This is a genomic window from Weeksella virosa DSM 16922, from assembly GCF_000189415.1.
GTDB classification, from domain to species: Bacteria; Bacteroidota; Bacteroidia; order Flavobacteriales; family Weeksellaceae; genus Weeksella; species Weeksella virosa.
The window spans coordinates 537,988-554,493 of sequence record NC_015144.1; the positions used below are offsets into that span (position 1 = coordinate 537,988).

Here is a 16,506-nt window from a genome sequence, read left to right on the forward strand (position 1 = left end):
GATTTATTGTTCGTCTTTTTTATGTAAATACGAAACATATTGCTCGAAAATAATTTTGAACCAAGCTGTAAAACGTTCGGGGCTTTGTTTCATTTCCATTGCCAAATCTTCGAGCGTAATCCATCGATAATCCATCACTTCTTCAGGGTTGAGTGTCGGCTCGCCATCATAATACCCTATAAAAACATGGTCGAGTTCGTGTTCCGTTAAACCATTGTCAAACTGTGCTTTGTATATAAAATTAAAAGCATATGTCAACGCTGTATCAAAACCCATTTCCTCTTGCAGACGTCTATGTGCTGCTTCTTCGTACGTTTCGTTCTCGCGCGGGTGACTACAACACGTATTCGTCCACAAGCCTGGCGAATGATATTTATCGGCTGCCCGTTGTTGCAACATCAATTCACCTTTCTTATTGAATATAAAAACCGAAAATGCACGATGCAAAAGCCCTGCTATATGTGCTTGTTGTTTTTCCATTAACCCCACTACTTGATCTTCGGGATTAACCAATACTACCATTTCTTCCATAACCACAAAGGTAGGATTATTCTCCATAAAGCAACTCAATTTCTTTGTGCAAGAAAGATTTTAGCTCGTTATTTTCTAATTCTATCCACAATTTACCATCGGAATCTGTTTTTCTTATCCATCCTAGAAAAACTTTATCGGCGGCTCTAAAAGTCGATAAAACATCTTTTCGGTATAAATAGGTTTGGTAGGTTTGATGTATATCATCGAAATTTTTTTCTTGGATTTGATAAAACCGCGCTTGAAAATCTGCCATTAAGTCAGCCAACAAAGCCAAAAGGTCATACGTTCTGTCTGTTAATAATTTTAATGAACTTGCTTTATGATTACTCTCAAAACGAGTCTGATTCACATTAAGCCCGACCCCAACTACGGTGTACATTTGTTGATCTCGTTGAAAAGATTCGATTAATACTCCTACCAATTTTTTATCGTTCGCAATCACATCATTTGGCCATTTCACCCATACCTGAGGCAAGTATGGAACAAGAAAATCACGCAAAACATTCGCAACCCATTCATTGAGAAAAATAAGCTCTGGATATGAAAGATCGGTTGTGATCGAAAAACTAAACGTAAGGTTTTCCCCAGCATTCGTTTTCCAAGTACTCCCAGCATAACCTTTTCCTTGTGTTTGGTCTTTTGCATAGATGACAACCCAGTCCTTGGCATTTTTTTTGGTTAAATCTAGAAGATAAGAATTGGTACTGGGCAAAGTATCGAAAATATGTAGTTCGTACGACATAAAGAAATTAGAATTGTTTTATGAGGTTAAAGTTATTTTAAATTCTTTTAATCTTACGCTAATTATCACTAAATTTGAAACTTTATATTAAAAATAATAATGATAGACAATCAGTATACGAAAGATTTACTCGATAGTATTGTAGACGGAATATCTAAAGTAAAAGGTGAAGATATTACCATTTTAGATTTACGTGAAATAGAAAACTCATTTTGCGAATATTTTGTTATTTGCAACGGAAACTCTAACACCCAAGTAAATGCCATTGCCGAATCGGTAGAACGATTAGTGAAAACCGAAATGCACGAAAGACCCTTTCATGTAGAAGGTACACAAAATGCTCAATGGATTCTCATTGATTACACCAACGTAATTGTACACATATTCCAAAAAGATGTACGGGAATATTATGATATAGAAAGTCTTTGGGGCGACGCAGTGGAAACACGCATAGAACTGTAAGCAAAACATTAACTAAGAACTTGTCACATTGAAAAACAAAAATACAAAACCAAGTGGAGGATTTAATCCTATGTGGATTTATGGAGTTATTGGGTTGATTTTAATTGGTTTTTTCTTTTACACACCCAATTCTCTCGGAGCTTCCTCAAAAAGTATCGACCATAACACTTTTTTCAAATACCTTAAAGAAGGCTACATAGAGCAAGTAGATCTTGGGTTAGACGATAACTCGGTAAAAGTATATTTATCGAAGGAAGCTTTAGAGTCCGAAAACTTTAAGCAACTAAAAAAATCACAAGACAACAACCTTTCCCTAATGGGGAAATCCCCAGATTTTATCTTTAATGTTGCTGATCCTGGGAATTTCGAAAAAGAATTCAACACCACTCTCAGCGAAAACCCTACCCTAAAAACCAAGCTAAAAACCATTGTTCCTAATGCACTTAGCGGAACCATCTTTACCATAGTATTATGGGTAGGATTATTAGGTTTAATGTACTACTTTCTGTTTAGAAGAATGGGAGGCGGCGCAGGCGGTGGCGGACAAATCTTCAACATCGGGAAGTCGAAAGCCAAACTATTCGATGAAAATGATCAAGTAAAAACCACTTTTAAAGATGTTGCGGGATTAGAAGGAGCAAAAGAAGAAATAGAAGAAATTGTTGATTTCTTAAAAAACCCAACCAAATTCACCAAATTAGGAGGTAAAATACCAAAAGGAGCTCTTTTAGTCGGCCCTCCAGGAACCGGAAAAACCCTACTAGCAAAAGCCGTTGCTGGTGAAGCTAAAGTTCCGTTTTTCTCTCTTTCTGGATCAGATTTCGTCGAAATGTTTGTAGGAGTTGGTGCATCCCGTGTTCGCGATTTGTTTGCCAATGCCAAAGCAAAATCACCTTCAATTATCTTTATAGACGAGATCGATGCCATTGGTCGTGCACGTGGAAAAAACAATTTCACTGGATCAAATGACGAACGAGAGAATACATTAAACCAACTGCTAACCGAAATGGATGGTTTCGGCACCGAATCGAATGTGATTGTAATAGCGGCAACCAACCGTGCCGATATACTAGATAAAGCATTGATGCGCCCTGGACGTTTCGACCGTATAATCCATGTAGATTTACCCGAACTTAATGAGCGTGAAGCCATTTTTAGAGTACATTTGCGCCCTCTAAAATTAGGAGAAGATGTCGATGTAAAATTTTTAGCCAAACAGACTCCAGGTTTCAGCGGTGCAGATATATTTAATGTTTGTAACGAAGCAGCTCTTGTTGCCGCAAGAAAAGGGAAAGATGTTGTAGAGAAACAAGATTTCTTAGATGCAGTTGATAGAATTATAGGCGGTTTAGAAAAGAAAAGCAAAGTCATTAAACCAAGCGAAAAGAAACGTATTGCCTACCACGAAGCAGGTCACGCTACAATCGGGTGGCTGGTAGAGCATGCTGCTCCTTTGGTAAAAGTTACCATTGTACCACGCGGACGTTCTTTGGGTGCTGCATGGTATTTACCAGAAGAAAGGCAGATTACAACAACCGAACAACTCTTAGACGAAATTTGTATGACGATGGGTGGACGTGCTGCCGAAGAAGTAATCTTTGGAAATATCTCAACAGGTGCCTTGAGCGACTTAGAAAAAGTTACCAAACAAGCCTCTGCTATGGTAAGCATTTATGGTCTGAATGAGAAAATTGGTAACATTTCTTATTACGACTCGAGCGGACAAAATGAGTATGGTTTCTCTAAACCTTATAGTGAAGAAACAGCGAAGTTGATTGATAAAGAGGTATCGAACATCATCGAAACCCAGTACGAACGCGCAAAACAAATACTTCGAGTGAACAAAGAAAAACTTGACGAATTAGCCGAAAAATTAATCGAAAAGGAAGTTATTTTCCGAGAAGATTTAGAAGCTATATTTGGAGAACGCCCTTTTGGGGAAACTGATACCATTATCGAAAAAACCAAAGAAGAGCGAAAAAAGGAAGAAGAAGAGTCGAAAGAAGACTCACAGTCTAGAGAAGAAAAAATCGCTGAATAACAGCGATTTTTTTGTAACTTTAGATTTTATTGTTAATTTCGTTCATGATACATATAAAACCAGCACTAGCTGATGTGGAAAGCAATCAAAAAATTCATACAAAAACTCAATCAAACCCCTGTTAACGAAGAAGAAAATGAGCCTGTTGAATTAGTTTTCAAAAAGGAAATATCGGTGGATGAGTTATTTGCCACAAACTTCAATGCTGGTGGCGGACATTTTCTGTATTGCAGTAACCCAACTGAAACCATCGAAAATCTAAAACAAATCATTCAATACGAACGTATTAGGCATTTTGTATGCATTGACGAGTCTTTGCAGAATATGCTAGATCAGCTACAAATCAGCTATCAAATACATCCTACCGAAAACTCTCGTTTCAATTTTCTTAAATGCGAGTATTTGATTGGGTACGATGGAAGTATTATGCTATCATCGGACCAAACAGCAGGACGAAAAATAGAAGATTTCCCAGACAATTTTATCATCTATGCAACTCCCGATCAATTAGTACACAATATTAGTGAGGCTTTACACCGTATACGATCGAACAAATCAGATCGACTGCCTAATAATATTACATGTATTCGTGGAGAAAATATGCATAATTTCGATTCGATACCGAATGCTAAAAACATATATTTGTTGTTGGTAGAAGAATAACTATGAAAAATTTTTTTCCGCGTCTGATTTCGGGTATCGTATATGCTGCAATTATCGTAGTGGGAACCACTTGGCACCCTTATAGTTTGATAGCTCTGATGGGGTTATTTTGCATCCTATGTTTGATTGAATATTGTAAAATCACACAACTCAAAGATCGCCTGTATCAAGGGATGATTTTGATTGGTTTTGGTATTGTTTTTTTCTTATTTGCACGTGACTTTCTATCGGCTTCTAATACGTTGTATGAAACTGATACATTCCCGTTTTTCCTCAATACTATGGCTTTTGCCGGACCGGTTTTGTTTCTATTTTCTATCCTACTATTTTTTTTCAGTCCGCAAGAACTCAACAATGATTTTTCCAAAGCTACCATCGGAATTACCTACCTTGTAGTACCGTTTGCTTTGAGTCTAACGCTTCCGTCTTTTGGCCTGAGTTTGGGTAAAACCACCATGCATTATGAAGTGCTTTTCGTATTTATTCTCTTATGGATTAGTGATTCGATGGCCTACATCGTCGGGAGTCTATTGGGCAAACATCCGATGGCACCCAAAATCTCGCAAGCAAAAAGTTGGGAAGGCTTCGCAGGAGGATTTGTTTCTACAATCCTAGCAGGATATTTTATAGCACAATGGTCACCTGTTCCGTTGCAGGGCAATTGGTTGATTGTAGGAGTTATTGTTGCGATTGCTGCACCTTTGGGAGATTTGACTGAATCGAAACTCAAAAGAACTTTCCAAGTAAAAGATAGTGGCAACATGATTCCTGGGCATGGAGGTTTTTTAGATCGACTAGATAGTTATATCTTTGTCTTACCTATAATCTATACATATTTACTATTAATTAATACTTTATGAAACTACATCGAGAAGGCAGAGTTATTCTTAGTATAGGTTTATTACTCTTTGCTATCCTTAGCTATTTGTTTATTCGTTTTATACCTTCGCCTTTCGGCTATGTGATGGCGTTGGCTCTATGGGTTTTATATGGTTTTATGATTTGGTTTTTTCGCAATCCAGACCGAAGTCATACCGCAGACGAAAAAAGCGTTATTGCGCCTGTAGATGGCAAAGTTGTAGTGATAGAAAAAGTTTTTGAGTCGGAGTTTCTGAAAGAAGAATGCTTACAAGTTTCTATTTTTATGTCGCCGCTCAATGTGCATATAACGCGCTATCCGGTAGATGGAAAAGTAATCTACTCACAATATCATTCTGGTAAATTTTTGGTAGCATATAATCCAAAATCATCAGAACTAAACGAACGCACAACTGTTGTGGTAGAAACTAAAGATGCCCAAAAAATACTTTTCAGACAGGTAGCTGGAGCAGTTGCTAGACGAATTGTATTGTATGCCAAAAAAGACGATACGGCTGTTGCTGGAAAAGAATATGGATTCATCAAATTTGGATCTCGTGTAGATTTGTTCTTGCCCTTAGACACCGAATTGCATGTGAAATTGGGTGACATTACCAAAGGTGGCGTACAAACAATTGCGACCCTTCGATAAAAATCCCACAATTCATATACTTTCTAAACAAAGGTTTCGCTAAATTTGCAATTAATCATAATATCCAGAAAAATATAATAACATGAAAAAAATAGTTTTCTTAGCTTCTTTTATGGTTTTGGCCATTTCTTGTAATAAAAAACCAGGAGGTAACCATGCAATTCTTCCGGTTACGCATCCACCAGTAGAGGTACCTTCGCACGAAGATCACCCGGTAACGCATAAAGAAGCAACTACAGAAGAAGCCCCAAAGAAAGATAGTGTGGAAGCTACAGCAACAGAAACTGTAGAAAAGAAAGACACTGTAGAGGCTAAAAAATAATCTACTCGCGAAGGTAAATTTCGTTTTCTCCGATCAGATAACGATCCGTTGCAATGTAGAAATGCAATGTAGATGAACTGAATTTCTCTAAATACATAATAATTTCTTGATAAGAAAACAACCGTGTATCGAATACATAATGTCCCTGATTTTTTAAATCTTGTGACTGAAAGTTTTTCGGCAAGAAATTCAGTTCATTCACAGCTATTTTCGCCGCTATTTTCTTTTTTACTTCCTTTTTCATCCCGAAAATAGCAATCCTATATTTTACCCAAACTCCTATCTTGAGGAAAGTTTTAGAAAAAATATTCGTATAATATTTATCAATAAAAAGATTCATCGCCTGAAAGAATATTCGATAATATTGGGCATCCTTTCTTGTGCTTTCTCCTTTATAATGAATCGCGACAGTATCACCTTTGTAATAGTTTTCGTAGCCTAAACGCTCGATTGAATAGCTAAGATCAATATCTTCTCCGTACATAAAATATCGCTCATCAAACCCCTTGGCTTCGAGGTAAGTCGATCGTGATAAAAACATAAAAGCACCTACCAAAACGGTTGTTTTCCCAACATCATCAGCTCTTAATTGCACATTATAATAAGATGATTTTTTTGCAAAATTTAAATTCGGAAAAAACTTTACCAAGGCATTGAACGGAGTGGGTAAATTCCTTTTGCTTTCTGGATGAAATCGTCCGTGTGCATCGATTAGCTTCACACCAAGTGCGCCGATATTTTTTGTTTTTTGGTAGAATGGTATAATTTGATCGAATAGATTTTCTGGGATAATTGTATCCGGATTCAAAATCAAAACATAGTGACCTTTTGCTTTTTCTACGCCAAAATTATTGGCTTTGGCAAAACCCAAATTTTCTTGTAATGGATAAAATTTCACTCCAGGAAAAAAGATTCGTAGGCTCTCTACCACTTTTTCTGGCGAATGATTATCAATTACCAAAATTTCACCCTTTCGTCCTGCCAAAGCTTTCTGGCAGGATTGTAAACATTGGTCTAAAAATGGAGTAGCATTGTAACTAACAATCACAATCGAGATTTCCATTACTTATAATTTGGTTTCTGAATAGGGAATTCTATTTTCGATAGAACGAATCAGCGTTGCTTCATCGGCATACTCCAACTCATCTCCTACCCCAATTCCTCTTGCTATTGTAGTGTAAAATAAAGGAAAATCTTTTAACTGTTTGAATAAATAAAAAACAGTTGTATCTCCTTCCATCGTAGAACTTAAGGCAAAAATAATCTCTTTGGTCGATTCTTCAGCCGCTCTTTTTACCAGTGAATCGATTTTTAGCTGAGAAGGCCCAATTCCTTCCATAGGAGAAATACGCCCTCCCAAAACATGGTAAACTCCTCGATATTGACCCGTATTTTCGATCGCCATCACATCTCGCACATCTTCTACCACACAAATGATACTATGATCGCGCAAAGGATTGCTACAAATTTCGCAAATTGGTGTATCCGATAACGTATGACAAGTTTCGCAATATTGTATATCCTCAACCAAATGTGTGAGCGCTTCTGCCAATCGAAGTGTCTGTGTATGTGGCCTGTTGAGCATATGCAAGACCAGGCGCAAAGCAGTTCTTTTACCAATACCAGGCAGTTGAGACATCTCATTAACCGCTCGCTCTAAAACTTTACTGGGATAATTGCTCATCTTGATGTTTACTTGTGCCAAAAATACTAAATTTGGGCATATTTCTATAGCTAATGAATACAACATTTATCCTTATCTGTGTAATTGTCTATTTTTTGGGACTTTTAGTAATTTCCTATTACACAAGTCGAAACTCTGATAATCAGTCGTTTTTCATCGGAAACAAAAAAAGTAAATGGTGGCTAGTTGCCTTCGGAATGATCGGGACATCACTCAGCGGTGTTACCTTTATTTCAGTGCCTGGTACAGTGGGGAAACTCACAGGTACAGAATATATCTACGGCGGTTTCGAATATTATATGATGGTAATAGGTTTTTTCTTAGGTTATTTTATTGTTGCCTTGGTTCTTTTACCCTTGTACTATCGGATGAATCTAACTTCTATCTATACCTATTTAGGAAAAAGATTCAATGTTGAAGCACATAAAATTGGATCGATATTTTTCATCATCTCTCGAGGCATCGGTGCTACGGCTCGTCTATATCTCGTAGTCAATGTCTTGCAAATATTTCTATTAGGTCAATTAGGCATACCTTTTTGGTTAACTACTTTTATACTTTTGGTAATGATTTTGCTCTACACTTTCGAGGGTGGAGTGAAAACAATTGTGATTACCGATACATTGCAAACTACTTTTATGATTGTGAGTCTCATTATTTGTATTGTTTACATCCTAAACAATCTAGACCTATCTGTTAATCAAGCTTTTAACCAATTAAAAGAACAAAACTATACGCATTTTATCAATACCGATATCAACTCAAAAACTTATTTTCTCAAAACATTACTCGGCGGGATTTTCATTACCATTGCCATGACAGGCCTGGACCAAGAAATGATGCAAAAAAACATCTCTGTTGACAATCTACACAACTCGAAAAAAAATATGCTAACCTTTGCCGGAACCTTACTTTTCGTCAACATAGCCTTCTTGTTTTTAGGTGGATTACTTTATATTTACTCGATGCAAAACGGAGGTTTCTATACCGAAAACGGTTTTTTCTTACATCAAGGTGGAGAAAATGTCATGGGCGACGACCTCTTCCCTGCGCTTTCATTACAAGGATATTTCCCGTTATTTTTATCCGTAATTTTCATAATCGGCCTAATTTCGGCACTCTTCCCATCTGCAGATGGTGCGCTAACAGCTATAACAAGCTCTTTTTGTGTAGATTTATTAAAACTAAACGAAGATACAAGCAAAACCGAAAAACAAAAGAAAAGCACCCGACTAAAAGTTCATCTTACATTTACCATAATCTTCTTTCTACTGATCTTAATTTTCAAAGCCATCAACGATAAATCGATTGTTTATCTCATCATGGAAGTTGCCGGCTATACGTATGGTCCTCTACTGGGTCTTTTTGCTTTCGGGATTCTCACGAAACGAAGCATACATATAAAATGGGGAATTTTAGGAGTAACCCTATTAGCACCCATTCTCAGCTATTGTATCAATTATTGGGTAACACATAATTCGGATTATAAAATTGGCGTAGAACTCATTATCCTTAACGGATTCCTCACCTTTCTCGGCTTGTATTTATTGAGTAATAAACGTCAAGAAACCCAAACAATCGTAAAATAATTTTCATAGAAATTAATTAGAATGATATATTCGGTAGGATGAAATATAAAAACACAAAGAAGTTAACCATTCATCTTACCGATTTTATTTTGGATGCCATAAAAAAAAAGGAGAAATATTTGATCGAAGAGCTCGGTAAAGAAATTTTGTTTTTTTGTACCTTTAGACCATGAATAAACAACTAAAAATGATTTGGGATTTTCGCGGACCCGAAGCAGAAAAAATTGCCGAACATCACGTGATTCATCTCAACGAATATTTGGCAAAAGAAAAACTAGAAGGCTTTGCAAACCTAGATAAACAGACAGATTTACACACAATAGCTTTTGTCGTAGTCGACGAAAGTCAGATGATGAAAGTTCGTGATGAGCTTCGTCCTCATCGGGCAGTTTGGTACGAGCAAGTATAATATCCTACCCAAAACATCTTACTGAAAACAATGAGTGAGCTGACAAAAAGTTCAATTAATTTTACATAAGCATTAACAAACAAAACATGACACTTCAAGAATTACAAACACAAGTTGTACAAGTACGTCGAGACATTCTTCGCATGGTACATGCCGTAAACAGCGGTCACCCAGGCGGATCTTTAGGATGTGCAGAATTTTTGGTTGCCTTATACGGTAAACAAATGAATTATTCTACCAAATTTGATATGGATGGAAAAAATGAAGATCTTTTCTTCTTATCAAACGGACATATTTCGCCAGTACTTTACAGCGTTTTGGCGCGTAACGGTTTTTTTTCGGTAGAAGAATTGGCCACCTTCAGAAAATTAAATTCGCGTTTGCAAGGTCATCCTACTACCCACGATCATTTACCAGGAGTCCGTATTGCATCGGGATCTTTGGGACAAGGATTGTCGGTTGCTTTGGGCGCTGCACAGGCTAAGAAACTAAACAAAGACAACCATCTTATCTATACACTTCACGGTGATGGAGAATTACAAGAGGGACAAATTTGGGAGGCTTTTATGTATGCTGCCGGAAAAAATGTAGACAATATTATTGCCACAATCGATTACAACGGTCGCCAGATAGATGGAGACACCGACCAAGTTATGCCTTTAGGAGATTTACAAGCGAAATTAGAAGCTTTCGGATGGGTAGTGTTCAACCAAGAAGAAGGTAATGATTTAGAAAAAATATTACAAACCTTAGAGCAAGCAAAAGCCGCAACCGGAAAAGGAAAACCGGTGGCAATTCTATTGCATACCGAAATGGGGAATGGTGTTGATTATATGATGGGGACACATGCATGGCATGGGAAAGCACCGAATGACGAACAATTAGAAAGCGCATTGCAACAAAACCCAGTCACCCCATTAGGGGATTATTAAGCATCATAAAAAACAACCCAAACAAGCGTATGAGAAAAATTCTTTTCATCTTCGGTTTAGTTGCCACGAATTGTCTGGTTTTCGGACAAAACAAAAACTCTATAGAATTTACAAAACTTCTTACCTATCAGCAACAAAAGGTTACTGATGTAAATATTAAGATTACGGTAATGACTGACAAAACCAATCACAATAACTTTATTGGTTTCACTCCTAATTACTTCAGCAATGCGGTATTGAACAAAGGTCGATTGATTCTTGTAGACACACCACCGTTGATGAATACCTTAGAAGTATCAGAAAATTTTAATTTCTATTCGAGCAGTAACATCGAATCATTTAGTCAGTTATTTATTTCACCCAAAACTTTAGAAAGTTTAGACTCTAAACAAACTTTTAACGGCAAAAGTTGTCAAGAGTATATGGCTACTATAGAAGGAGAAGCATCAGATTTTTTAGGACAATCGGTCTATTTTTGTATCGATGAGAGCAGTCCTTATAAAAACGTGCAATCTCTCTTCCCGAATGTTGATAAAGATGGTTTGTTGGTTGCTTTTGGTATGAATAGTTCCGAGAATCCTTTGGTTTTAAGTTCTGAAAAAACAATCAGCGTGAAAGTTGATTTTGATTTTGAGAAGAATTTGGAGAAATTCAATACTATTTTAGCAGACTATAAAATCAAAGAAGATTCTATCAATAACATCGAATGGAGCTATGAAGATTTAGATTCTGCCGCTTATGAACCAAATTTCGTGTATTATACGCCGATTTGTTCGTACTATCAAGATGATTTAGAAAGTAAAACTCAACCTTTTTTAGTTCGCTATGCAACTGAAATTTGTGGGATGATGACCGATTCTAATTATGATGGTGTAGAGGATTATGACAAAGAAACGATTGATAAATATGTACAAAGTCGAATCAAATCCTATCCAAAAGATCTAAAGAAAGCGAAGCTTATTTCATCGAAAGAAGTGAAAGAACTAAAAGCCGAAATGAAACGTTTGTGGGACGAATCGAAAGATTATAAAACCACACTTACGGATACTTCTGATTACGATGCAGCGTATGCAGCCGTTGATAGTGCAGCAGCTTATGCTTATGAAGAGATTAGACCGTACGAATCATCATACAAACAACAATCGATAAAAGACATGAGTTTGGCGATAGACTATGTAGACTCATCGATGCTAAAAGCTATTCCGGACTATTGTACCAATGTTCGAGAAGGCGTTCCTAATTTCGACAATGCGCAAGTGAAAGATCTTTTACTAAACTATGCTGGACAAGTGTGCGATTTGTACATCTCAGAATATAGCGGCAACGTTTACATGAAAGGCACAATCGACGCTTTACGTAGAAGTATGCTAGAATTACACAAAACATACCCTAACTTAAACAATAAAGACAAACAAAAACTAACCGATTATTTAGATCGATTAGATTAATAACTAAATAAAAACAAACACATAAAATGATCAATTTAGAGTTTTCTGAAAAGAAAGATACCCGAAGTGGATTTGGCGACGGACTTACCGAGCTAGGCCGCAATAACCCGAATGTTGTTGCCCTTTGTGCTGACTTGGTAGGCTCGCTAAAAATGGACCAATTCATCAAAGAAAATCCGGATAGATTTTTCCAGATAGGGATTGCAGAAGCCAATATGATGGGCATTGCAGCCGGTCTTACGATTGGCGGGAAGATTCCATTTACCGGTACTTTTGCCGAATTTTCGACGGCGCGTGTGTACGATCAAATTCGTCAATCGATAGCTTATTCTAATAAGAATGTAAAAATTTGTGCCTCTCACGCAGGACTAACTTTGGGTGAAGACGGTGCAACGCATCAAACGTTAGAAGATATTGGTTTGATGAAAATGTTGCCCGGAATGGTTGTTATCAATCCGTGCGATTATAACCAAACCAAAGCTGCAACCTTGGCAATTGCCGAGTACGAAGGACCAGTTTATCTACGCTTTGGTCGACCTGCTGTACCCGTTTTCACGCCAGCTGATCAGAAATTCGAGATCGGAAAAGGTATTTTGATGCACGAAGGAAAAGACGTCACGATCGTTGCGACTGGACATTTGGTATGGGAAGCAATGGTTGCTATTGATGCTTTAGAAAAAGAAGGAATTTCTTGCGAGTTAATCAACATCCATACAATAAAACCATTGGATGAAGAGATAATTCTGAATTCGGTGAAGAAAACTGATCGAATAGTGACAGCAGAAGAGCATAACTATTTAGGAGGTTTGGGCGAATCTGTTGCCGGACTTTTAGCAAGAAAACACCCGACCAAACAAGCTTTTGTAGCGGTAAACGATACTTTTGGCGAAAGTGGTACTCCTGCCGAATTGATGAAAAAATATGAAATCGATTCGAATGCAGTGATCGAAAAAGTGAAAAGTTTATTCTAACTTCTCATCGCTTATAAAGAATAAAAAGCCTGCAGTATGCAGGTTTTTTTTGATGAATATATCGATACACAAACAATATTAAAGAATGTAGAAAGTGAATTTCGTGCACTCTAAAAATACGCATTGGTATAGATAATGATTTACATAAATAAATGCTCTGTCAAAAATAATATATTCATTTATTATCAATGACCCAGTTTATTTTACACCCTCAAAGAAATTACCACCCGATAAGGCAGAACCTACTCCGCCACTAAGCGCACCAAAGGTAACAATTCCGGCGGTGTTTTCGGCAAAGTGAGAAGAGAGAGTTGTGTGCATACTTTGAGATTTCTGATAACGTGGATTAAAGATGAAAATCGGAATTTCGAACACTTTAAAAACCTAATTGGTATAATATTAATAATCTAACAGAACATAAAATTTGGATCTGCCCACTGATTGACAGATGCAACTTCAACGTATAGGTGTATTGTTTTTATTCCATCTTTCACAAAAAGGCGATAACCAGAAAGATCATATTTATCGGTTCCCATAGTGATCTTACCCGTACTATAAACACTCATGGTTTTAGAGTCATATAGTCCAGCAAAAACATATCGCTGAACACCCGATTGATTAGGTACCATATTGATTTCAATTATTCTCCCTTACCTAATAAAAAAATCGTGAACGCTAACCGTTCACGATTTTTTTTATAGATGAATACTTTATTATTTCATTAATAATGCCACATATCGGCTTCTGATTGTAGAATACTCTCTCTGATTCGATCATTTTCTTCTAGCTGACCTTTGGCATCTTTTGGTATATAATCCTCGATCGGACGGTTACCATAAGCGGTTTGAGCTTTGTAGATTACCGATGAAAATCGGCGTGCATTCAACATATCATCGTACGAAATACTTGATGAAGAGTTGTTTGGGTTAAACACTTTATAGTTGGCTAAAACATCACGTGCTCCAGGATAATAAATCCAGAAAAGATCCACAAACTCACCATCGTTGAATTCGGTTCCTAAAGTTTGTGCATCCGGTCCCATAATCGACAGGCCTAATAAACGATAGCGCATTTCGCCCAAACGTTTATCGATGTACCACATACCTTTTACTTTGATCATTTTGATGTCTTGTGTATCGATATTGAATCGGAAGATCCCTCCTTCGTCTGGTGTTTCACCTGCTTCTACTTGTTGACGGTAGAAATCGGTTGTATCCACTTTCTCCGCACGCGCCATAATTTGATCATACGTCATTTTTTGTTTGAAGAATTCATCATCATACACTTCGGTAATTTTACCACTTCTGATTCCTTCTACCAACGCATCATACAAAGAAGCTGATTCTTGTACCAAACCGTCAGTTTGTCTATAATAGGGTTGATTGAGACGCTCGTTAAGATCAATAACTTCCCAAACCACTTTCGACCATATTACATCTTTTTCTTCTGTATACCCATATTCTAATGGTTTTACTGCTAAACTAATAGAGTCACCTGCAGCATCAACTTTCACCAAATCGGCACGTTGCTTTCTCAATTCTTCTGGGCTTTTCGCATTCAATATACTTTGTGCATATGTTGCGACAGAGAGAAAACTCATGATGCCAAACAAAAGATTCTTCATATCTATATCTATTTTATCTTACCTCAATCGTCACTGAAGATGCTTCTCCAGACTGACCTGAGTTTGTTTTATACTTAATATCGAATACGCCTACCACGTCTCCTTTTTGTGCTTTACTTAGTGCAGCTGCTGCTCCACTCATCTTGTTTCCTGAAACTCTAACAGTTGGTTGCCCCGGAACTTTTACGTTGAACGAAGTTACCTCACCCGTGATCGGGAACAAGAAATCTGGCCAATCTATACGTACAGTTTGCCCAGCAAGACCATTGGCTGGAATGGCTTGTGAAGTTTGTCCTAAAATATGACCACGTGCTGGCGGAACAGGTTTGATTCTGAATGTTTCTCTTACCGAAATTGTTCTACCCGAACTTGCTTTGGCCGATGCTGTGAACACTACTTCGCTTCCACCTGCAGGGGTATAGTTCCATTTGTTGGCTCCTGCACCCGATAAGCTACCCGAAGAGGCTGTAAGGCTTACTGCACTGTTGGCTCCATTGATGGTTGCAGAAATTGGGTTACTTACTCCACGGTAAACTACACGTAAATTATCGGCAACAATAGAACCTCCTGTTGGATCCTTCTCTATAACTTCTTTGAATTTCACATCAGAAGTTTGCGCAACTACTTGGTAGGTAGATGGAACAATTTGTACGGTTTTGTTTTCTCCATCTGCATCCCTATACGTTAAAGAACCCGTTAGTTTATGAATTCCGATAGAACCGGTATTCAATTTCAGAGTTGCTTTTCCGTTCACGATTTGTGCGTTTCCTGCACTAGTTGCGACACTACCTGTAAGGCTATTGTCATAGGCTCCTAATACAACGTTCAGAGCAACGTCTGATCCTTGTTCTACTATTCCAGGAGATAAGAAAAGTCCTTCGAATGCGTTGAGTTCGATTTTCTCTTTCAATTTACCTGATAATAGATCGCGAACGATGTTTCCCTCTAGTGTACGAGCATCTACTTGTAATTTAGTAAAGTTTGTCAATGCAGCAACCATCGGCTGGTCATAGAATTTTTCATTCAACCAATTCTGTTTTTTACTTTTCGATTCGGTATTGAAAAATGAAAGTATACTGTTTCTTGATGATTGATCATTCCCTACATATCCTAAAAGAAATTTCTGAAATTCGTTGATTCTTTTTACCAACTCTTGACCTTTTTGGTTTCCATTATCTGCTTTTCCTCCTTTGAAAAGTAGAGATACGATAGGTTCTGTATTCTGTAATGAGTTGTAATCGGTATCTTCTGCACCTGCTATGTAATCGGTACCGATTAATTCTTTTTTCAGACTATCGATAAAGTTTACAAATTCATTAGTTTTTGCTTTTACCAAACCGGCTTTTTCATCGGTAACTTGGTAGGCTGGGTCTTCTTCTGCTTTTTTCTTAATTTGTTGATAGAAGGTTGCGTTGTTATCAGCGGTTAATTTTGCCGATTCTTCAAGGGTAATATTGATACTCTCAAAAGACCGCAACACCTCACGATCCACATTCATCGCCATCATTGCAATGAATACAAGATACATTAGGTTGATCATCTTCTGACGACCAGTTAGTCTTTTTCCTGCCATTT

At 37.4% G+C, this 16,506-nt stretch carries 19 protein-coding genes; 11 read left to right on the top strand and 8 right to left on the bottom strand.

Annotation, left to right across the window (positions count from 1 at the left end; all coding sequences use genetic code 11):
- Positions 1–3: 3 nt before the first annotated feature.
- Together idi and WEEVI_RS02695 are read right to left on the bottom strand one after the other, a co-directional pair.
- Positions 4–531, bottom strand: a complete 528-nt coding sequence (gene idi / locus WEEVI_RS02690; protein ID WP_041942238.1) for an isopentenyl-diphosphate Delta-isomerase — start codon at positions 529–531, stop codon at positions 4–6.
- 16 nt (positions 532–547) lie between these two features.
- On the bottom strand, positions 548–1,276 hold the full coding sequence (locus WEEVI_RS02695) for a biotin--[acetyl-CoA-carboxylase] ligase (RefSeq protein WP_013597644.1): 729 nt from the start codon (positions 1,274–1,276) through the stop codon (positions 548–550).
- Between the two features lie 99 nt (positions 1,277–1,375).
- Here WEEVI_RS02695 and rsfS point away from each other — a divergent pair, with 99 nt between their 5' ends.
- The 6 genes from rsfS to WEEVI_RS02725 all read left to right on the top strand — a co-directional run bounded on the left by rsfS (position 1,376) and on the right by WEEVI_RS02725 (position 6,274).
- Positions 1,376–1,738 carry a ribosome silencing factor gene (gene rsfS / locus WEEVI_RS02700; RefSeq protein ID WP_013597645.1) on the top strand — a complete coding sequence of 121 codons (363 nt, stop codon included), beginning with the start codon at positions 1,376–1,378 and terminating at the stop codon, positions 1,736–1,738.
- 28 nt (positions 1,739–1,766) lie between these two features.
- Complete coding sequence (ftsH, locus tag WEEVI_RS02705; protein WP_013597646.1) at positions 1,767–3,779, top strand: ATP-dependent zinc metalloprotease FtsH; 2,013 nt, start codon at positions 1,767–1,769, stop codon at positions 3,777–3,779.
- 72 nt (positions 3,780–3,851) lie between these two features.
- Positions 3,852–4,442: a hypothetical protein gene (locus WEEVI_RS02710; RefSeq protein WP_013597647.1), complete on the top strand. Its 591-nt coding sequence runs from the start codon at positions 3,852–3,854 to the stop codon at positions 4,440–4,442.
- A gap of 2 nt (positions 4,443–4,444) precedes the next feature.
- Positions 4,445–5,302: a phosphatidate cytidylyltransferase gene (locus tag WEEVI_RS02715; RefSeq protein WP_013597648.1), complete on the top strand. Its 858-nt coding sequence runs from the start codon at positions 4,445–4,447 to the stop codon at positions 5,300–5,302.
- On the top strand, positions 5,299–5,952 hold the full coding sequence (locus WEEVI_RS02720) for a phosphatidylserine decarboxylase family protein (protein ID WP_013597649.1): 654 nt from the start codon (positions 5,299–5,301) through the stop codon (positions 5,950–5,952). The genes WEEVI_RS02715 and WEEVI_RS02720 overlap by 4 nt, the downstream gene beginning before the upstream one ends.
- An 82-nt stretch (positions 5,953–6,034) precedes the next feature.
- A complete protein-coding gene (locus WEEVI_RS02725; protein ID WP_013597650.1) occupies positions 6,035–6,274 on the top strand; it encodes a hypothetical protein in 240 nt (79 codons plus the stop codon).
- 1 nt (position 6,275) lies between these two features.
- Here WEEVI_RS02725 and WEEVI_RS02730 read toward each other — a convergent pair whose 3' ends face one another.
- Positions 6,276–7,337, bottom strand: coding sequence for a glycosyltransferase family 2 protein (locus WEEVI_RS02730; protein WP_013597651.1), 1,062 nt, complete (start codon positions 7,335–7,337; stop codon positions 6,276–6,278).
- Between the two features lie 3 nt (positions 7,338–7,340).
- A complete protein-coding gene (gene recR / locus WEEVI_RS02735; RefSeq protein ID WP_013597652.1) occupies positions 7,341–7,958 on the bottom strand; it encodes a recombination mediator RecR in 618 nt (205 codons plus the stop codon).
- A gap of 53 nt (positions 7,959–8,011) precedes the next feature.
- Between recR and WEEVI_RS02740 the strand changes: the two genes are divergently transcribed.
- The 5 genes from WEEVI_RS02740 (at position 8,012) to WEEVI_RS02760 (ending at position 13,307) form a co-directional block, all read left to right on the top strand.
- Positions 8,012–9,547 (top strand): sodium:solute symporter, encoded by a 1,536-nt coding sequence (locus tag WEEVI_RS02740; protein ID WP_013597653.1) that lies wholly within the window; start codon positions 8,012–8,014, stop codon positions 9,545–9,547.
- Positions 9,548–9,716: 169 nt separating this feature from the next.
- Complete coding sequence (locus WEEVI_RS02745; protein WP_013597654.1) at positions 9,717–9,956, top strand: hypothetical protein; 240 nt, start codon at positions 9,717–9,719, stop codon at positions 9,954–9,956.
- 86 nt (positions 9,957–10,042) lie between these two features.
- Positions 10,043–10,888 carry a transketolase gene (locus WEEVI_RS02750; RefSeq protein ID WP_013597655.1) on the top strand — a complete coding sequence of 282 codons (846 nt, stop codon included), beginning with the start codon at positions 10,043–10,045 and terminating at the stop codon, positions 10,886–10,888.
- A 29-nt stretch (positions 10,889–10,917) separates the two neighbouring features.
- Entirely contained in the window at positions 10,918–12,336 is a 1,419-nt protein-coding gene (locus WEEVI_RS02755) for a hypothetical protein (protein WP_013597656.1), read from the top strand.
- A 26-nt stretch (positions 12,337–12,362) separates the two neighbouring features.
- Positions 12,363–13,307, top strand: coding sequence for a transketolase family protein (locus WEEVI_RS02760; protein WP_013597657.1), 945 nt, complete (start codon positions 12,363–12,365; stop codon positions 13,305–13,307).
- A gap of 198 nt (positions 13,308–13,505) precedes the next feature.
- Here the strand turns inward: WEEVI_RS02760 and WEEVI_RS11470 are convergent, their stop codons facing one another.
- From WEEVI_RS11470 to porM, 4 genes are all read right to left on the bottom strand, one after another.
- Positions 13,506–13,628, bottom strand: a complete 123-nt coding sequence (locus WEEVI_RS11470) for a hypothetical protein (RefSeq protein WP_260181942.1) — start codon at positions 13,626–13,628, stop codon at positions 13,506–13,508.
- 86 nt (positions 13,629–13,714) lie between these two features.
- Complete coding sequence (locus WEEVI_RS02765; RefSeq protein ID WP_013597658.1) at positions 13,715–13,936, bottom strand: hypothetical protein; 222 nt, start codon at positions 13,934–13,936, stop codon at positions 13,715–13,717.
- Positions 13,937–14,028: 92 nt separating this feature from the next.
- Positions 14,029–14,931, bottom strand: a complete 903-nt coding sequence (gene porN, locus WEEVI_RS02770) for a type IX secretion system ring subunit PorN/GldN (protein ID WP_013597659.1) — start codon at positions 14,929–14,931, stop codon at positions 14,029–14,031.
- A gap of 13 nt (positions 14,932–14,944) precedes the next feature.
- Entirely contained in the window at positions 14,945–16,504 is a 1,560-nt protein-coding gene (gene porM, locus WEEVI_RS02775; RefSeq protein WP_013597660.1) for a type IX secretion system motor protein PorM/GldM, read from the bottom strand.
- Between the last annotated feature and the right edge of the window lie 2 nt (positions 16,505–16,506).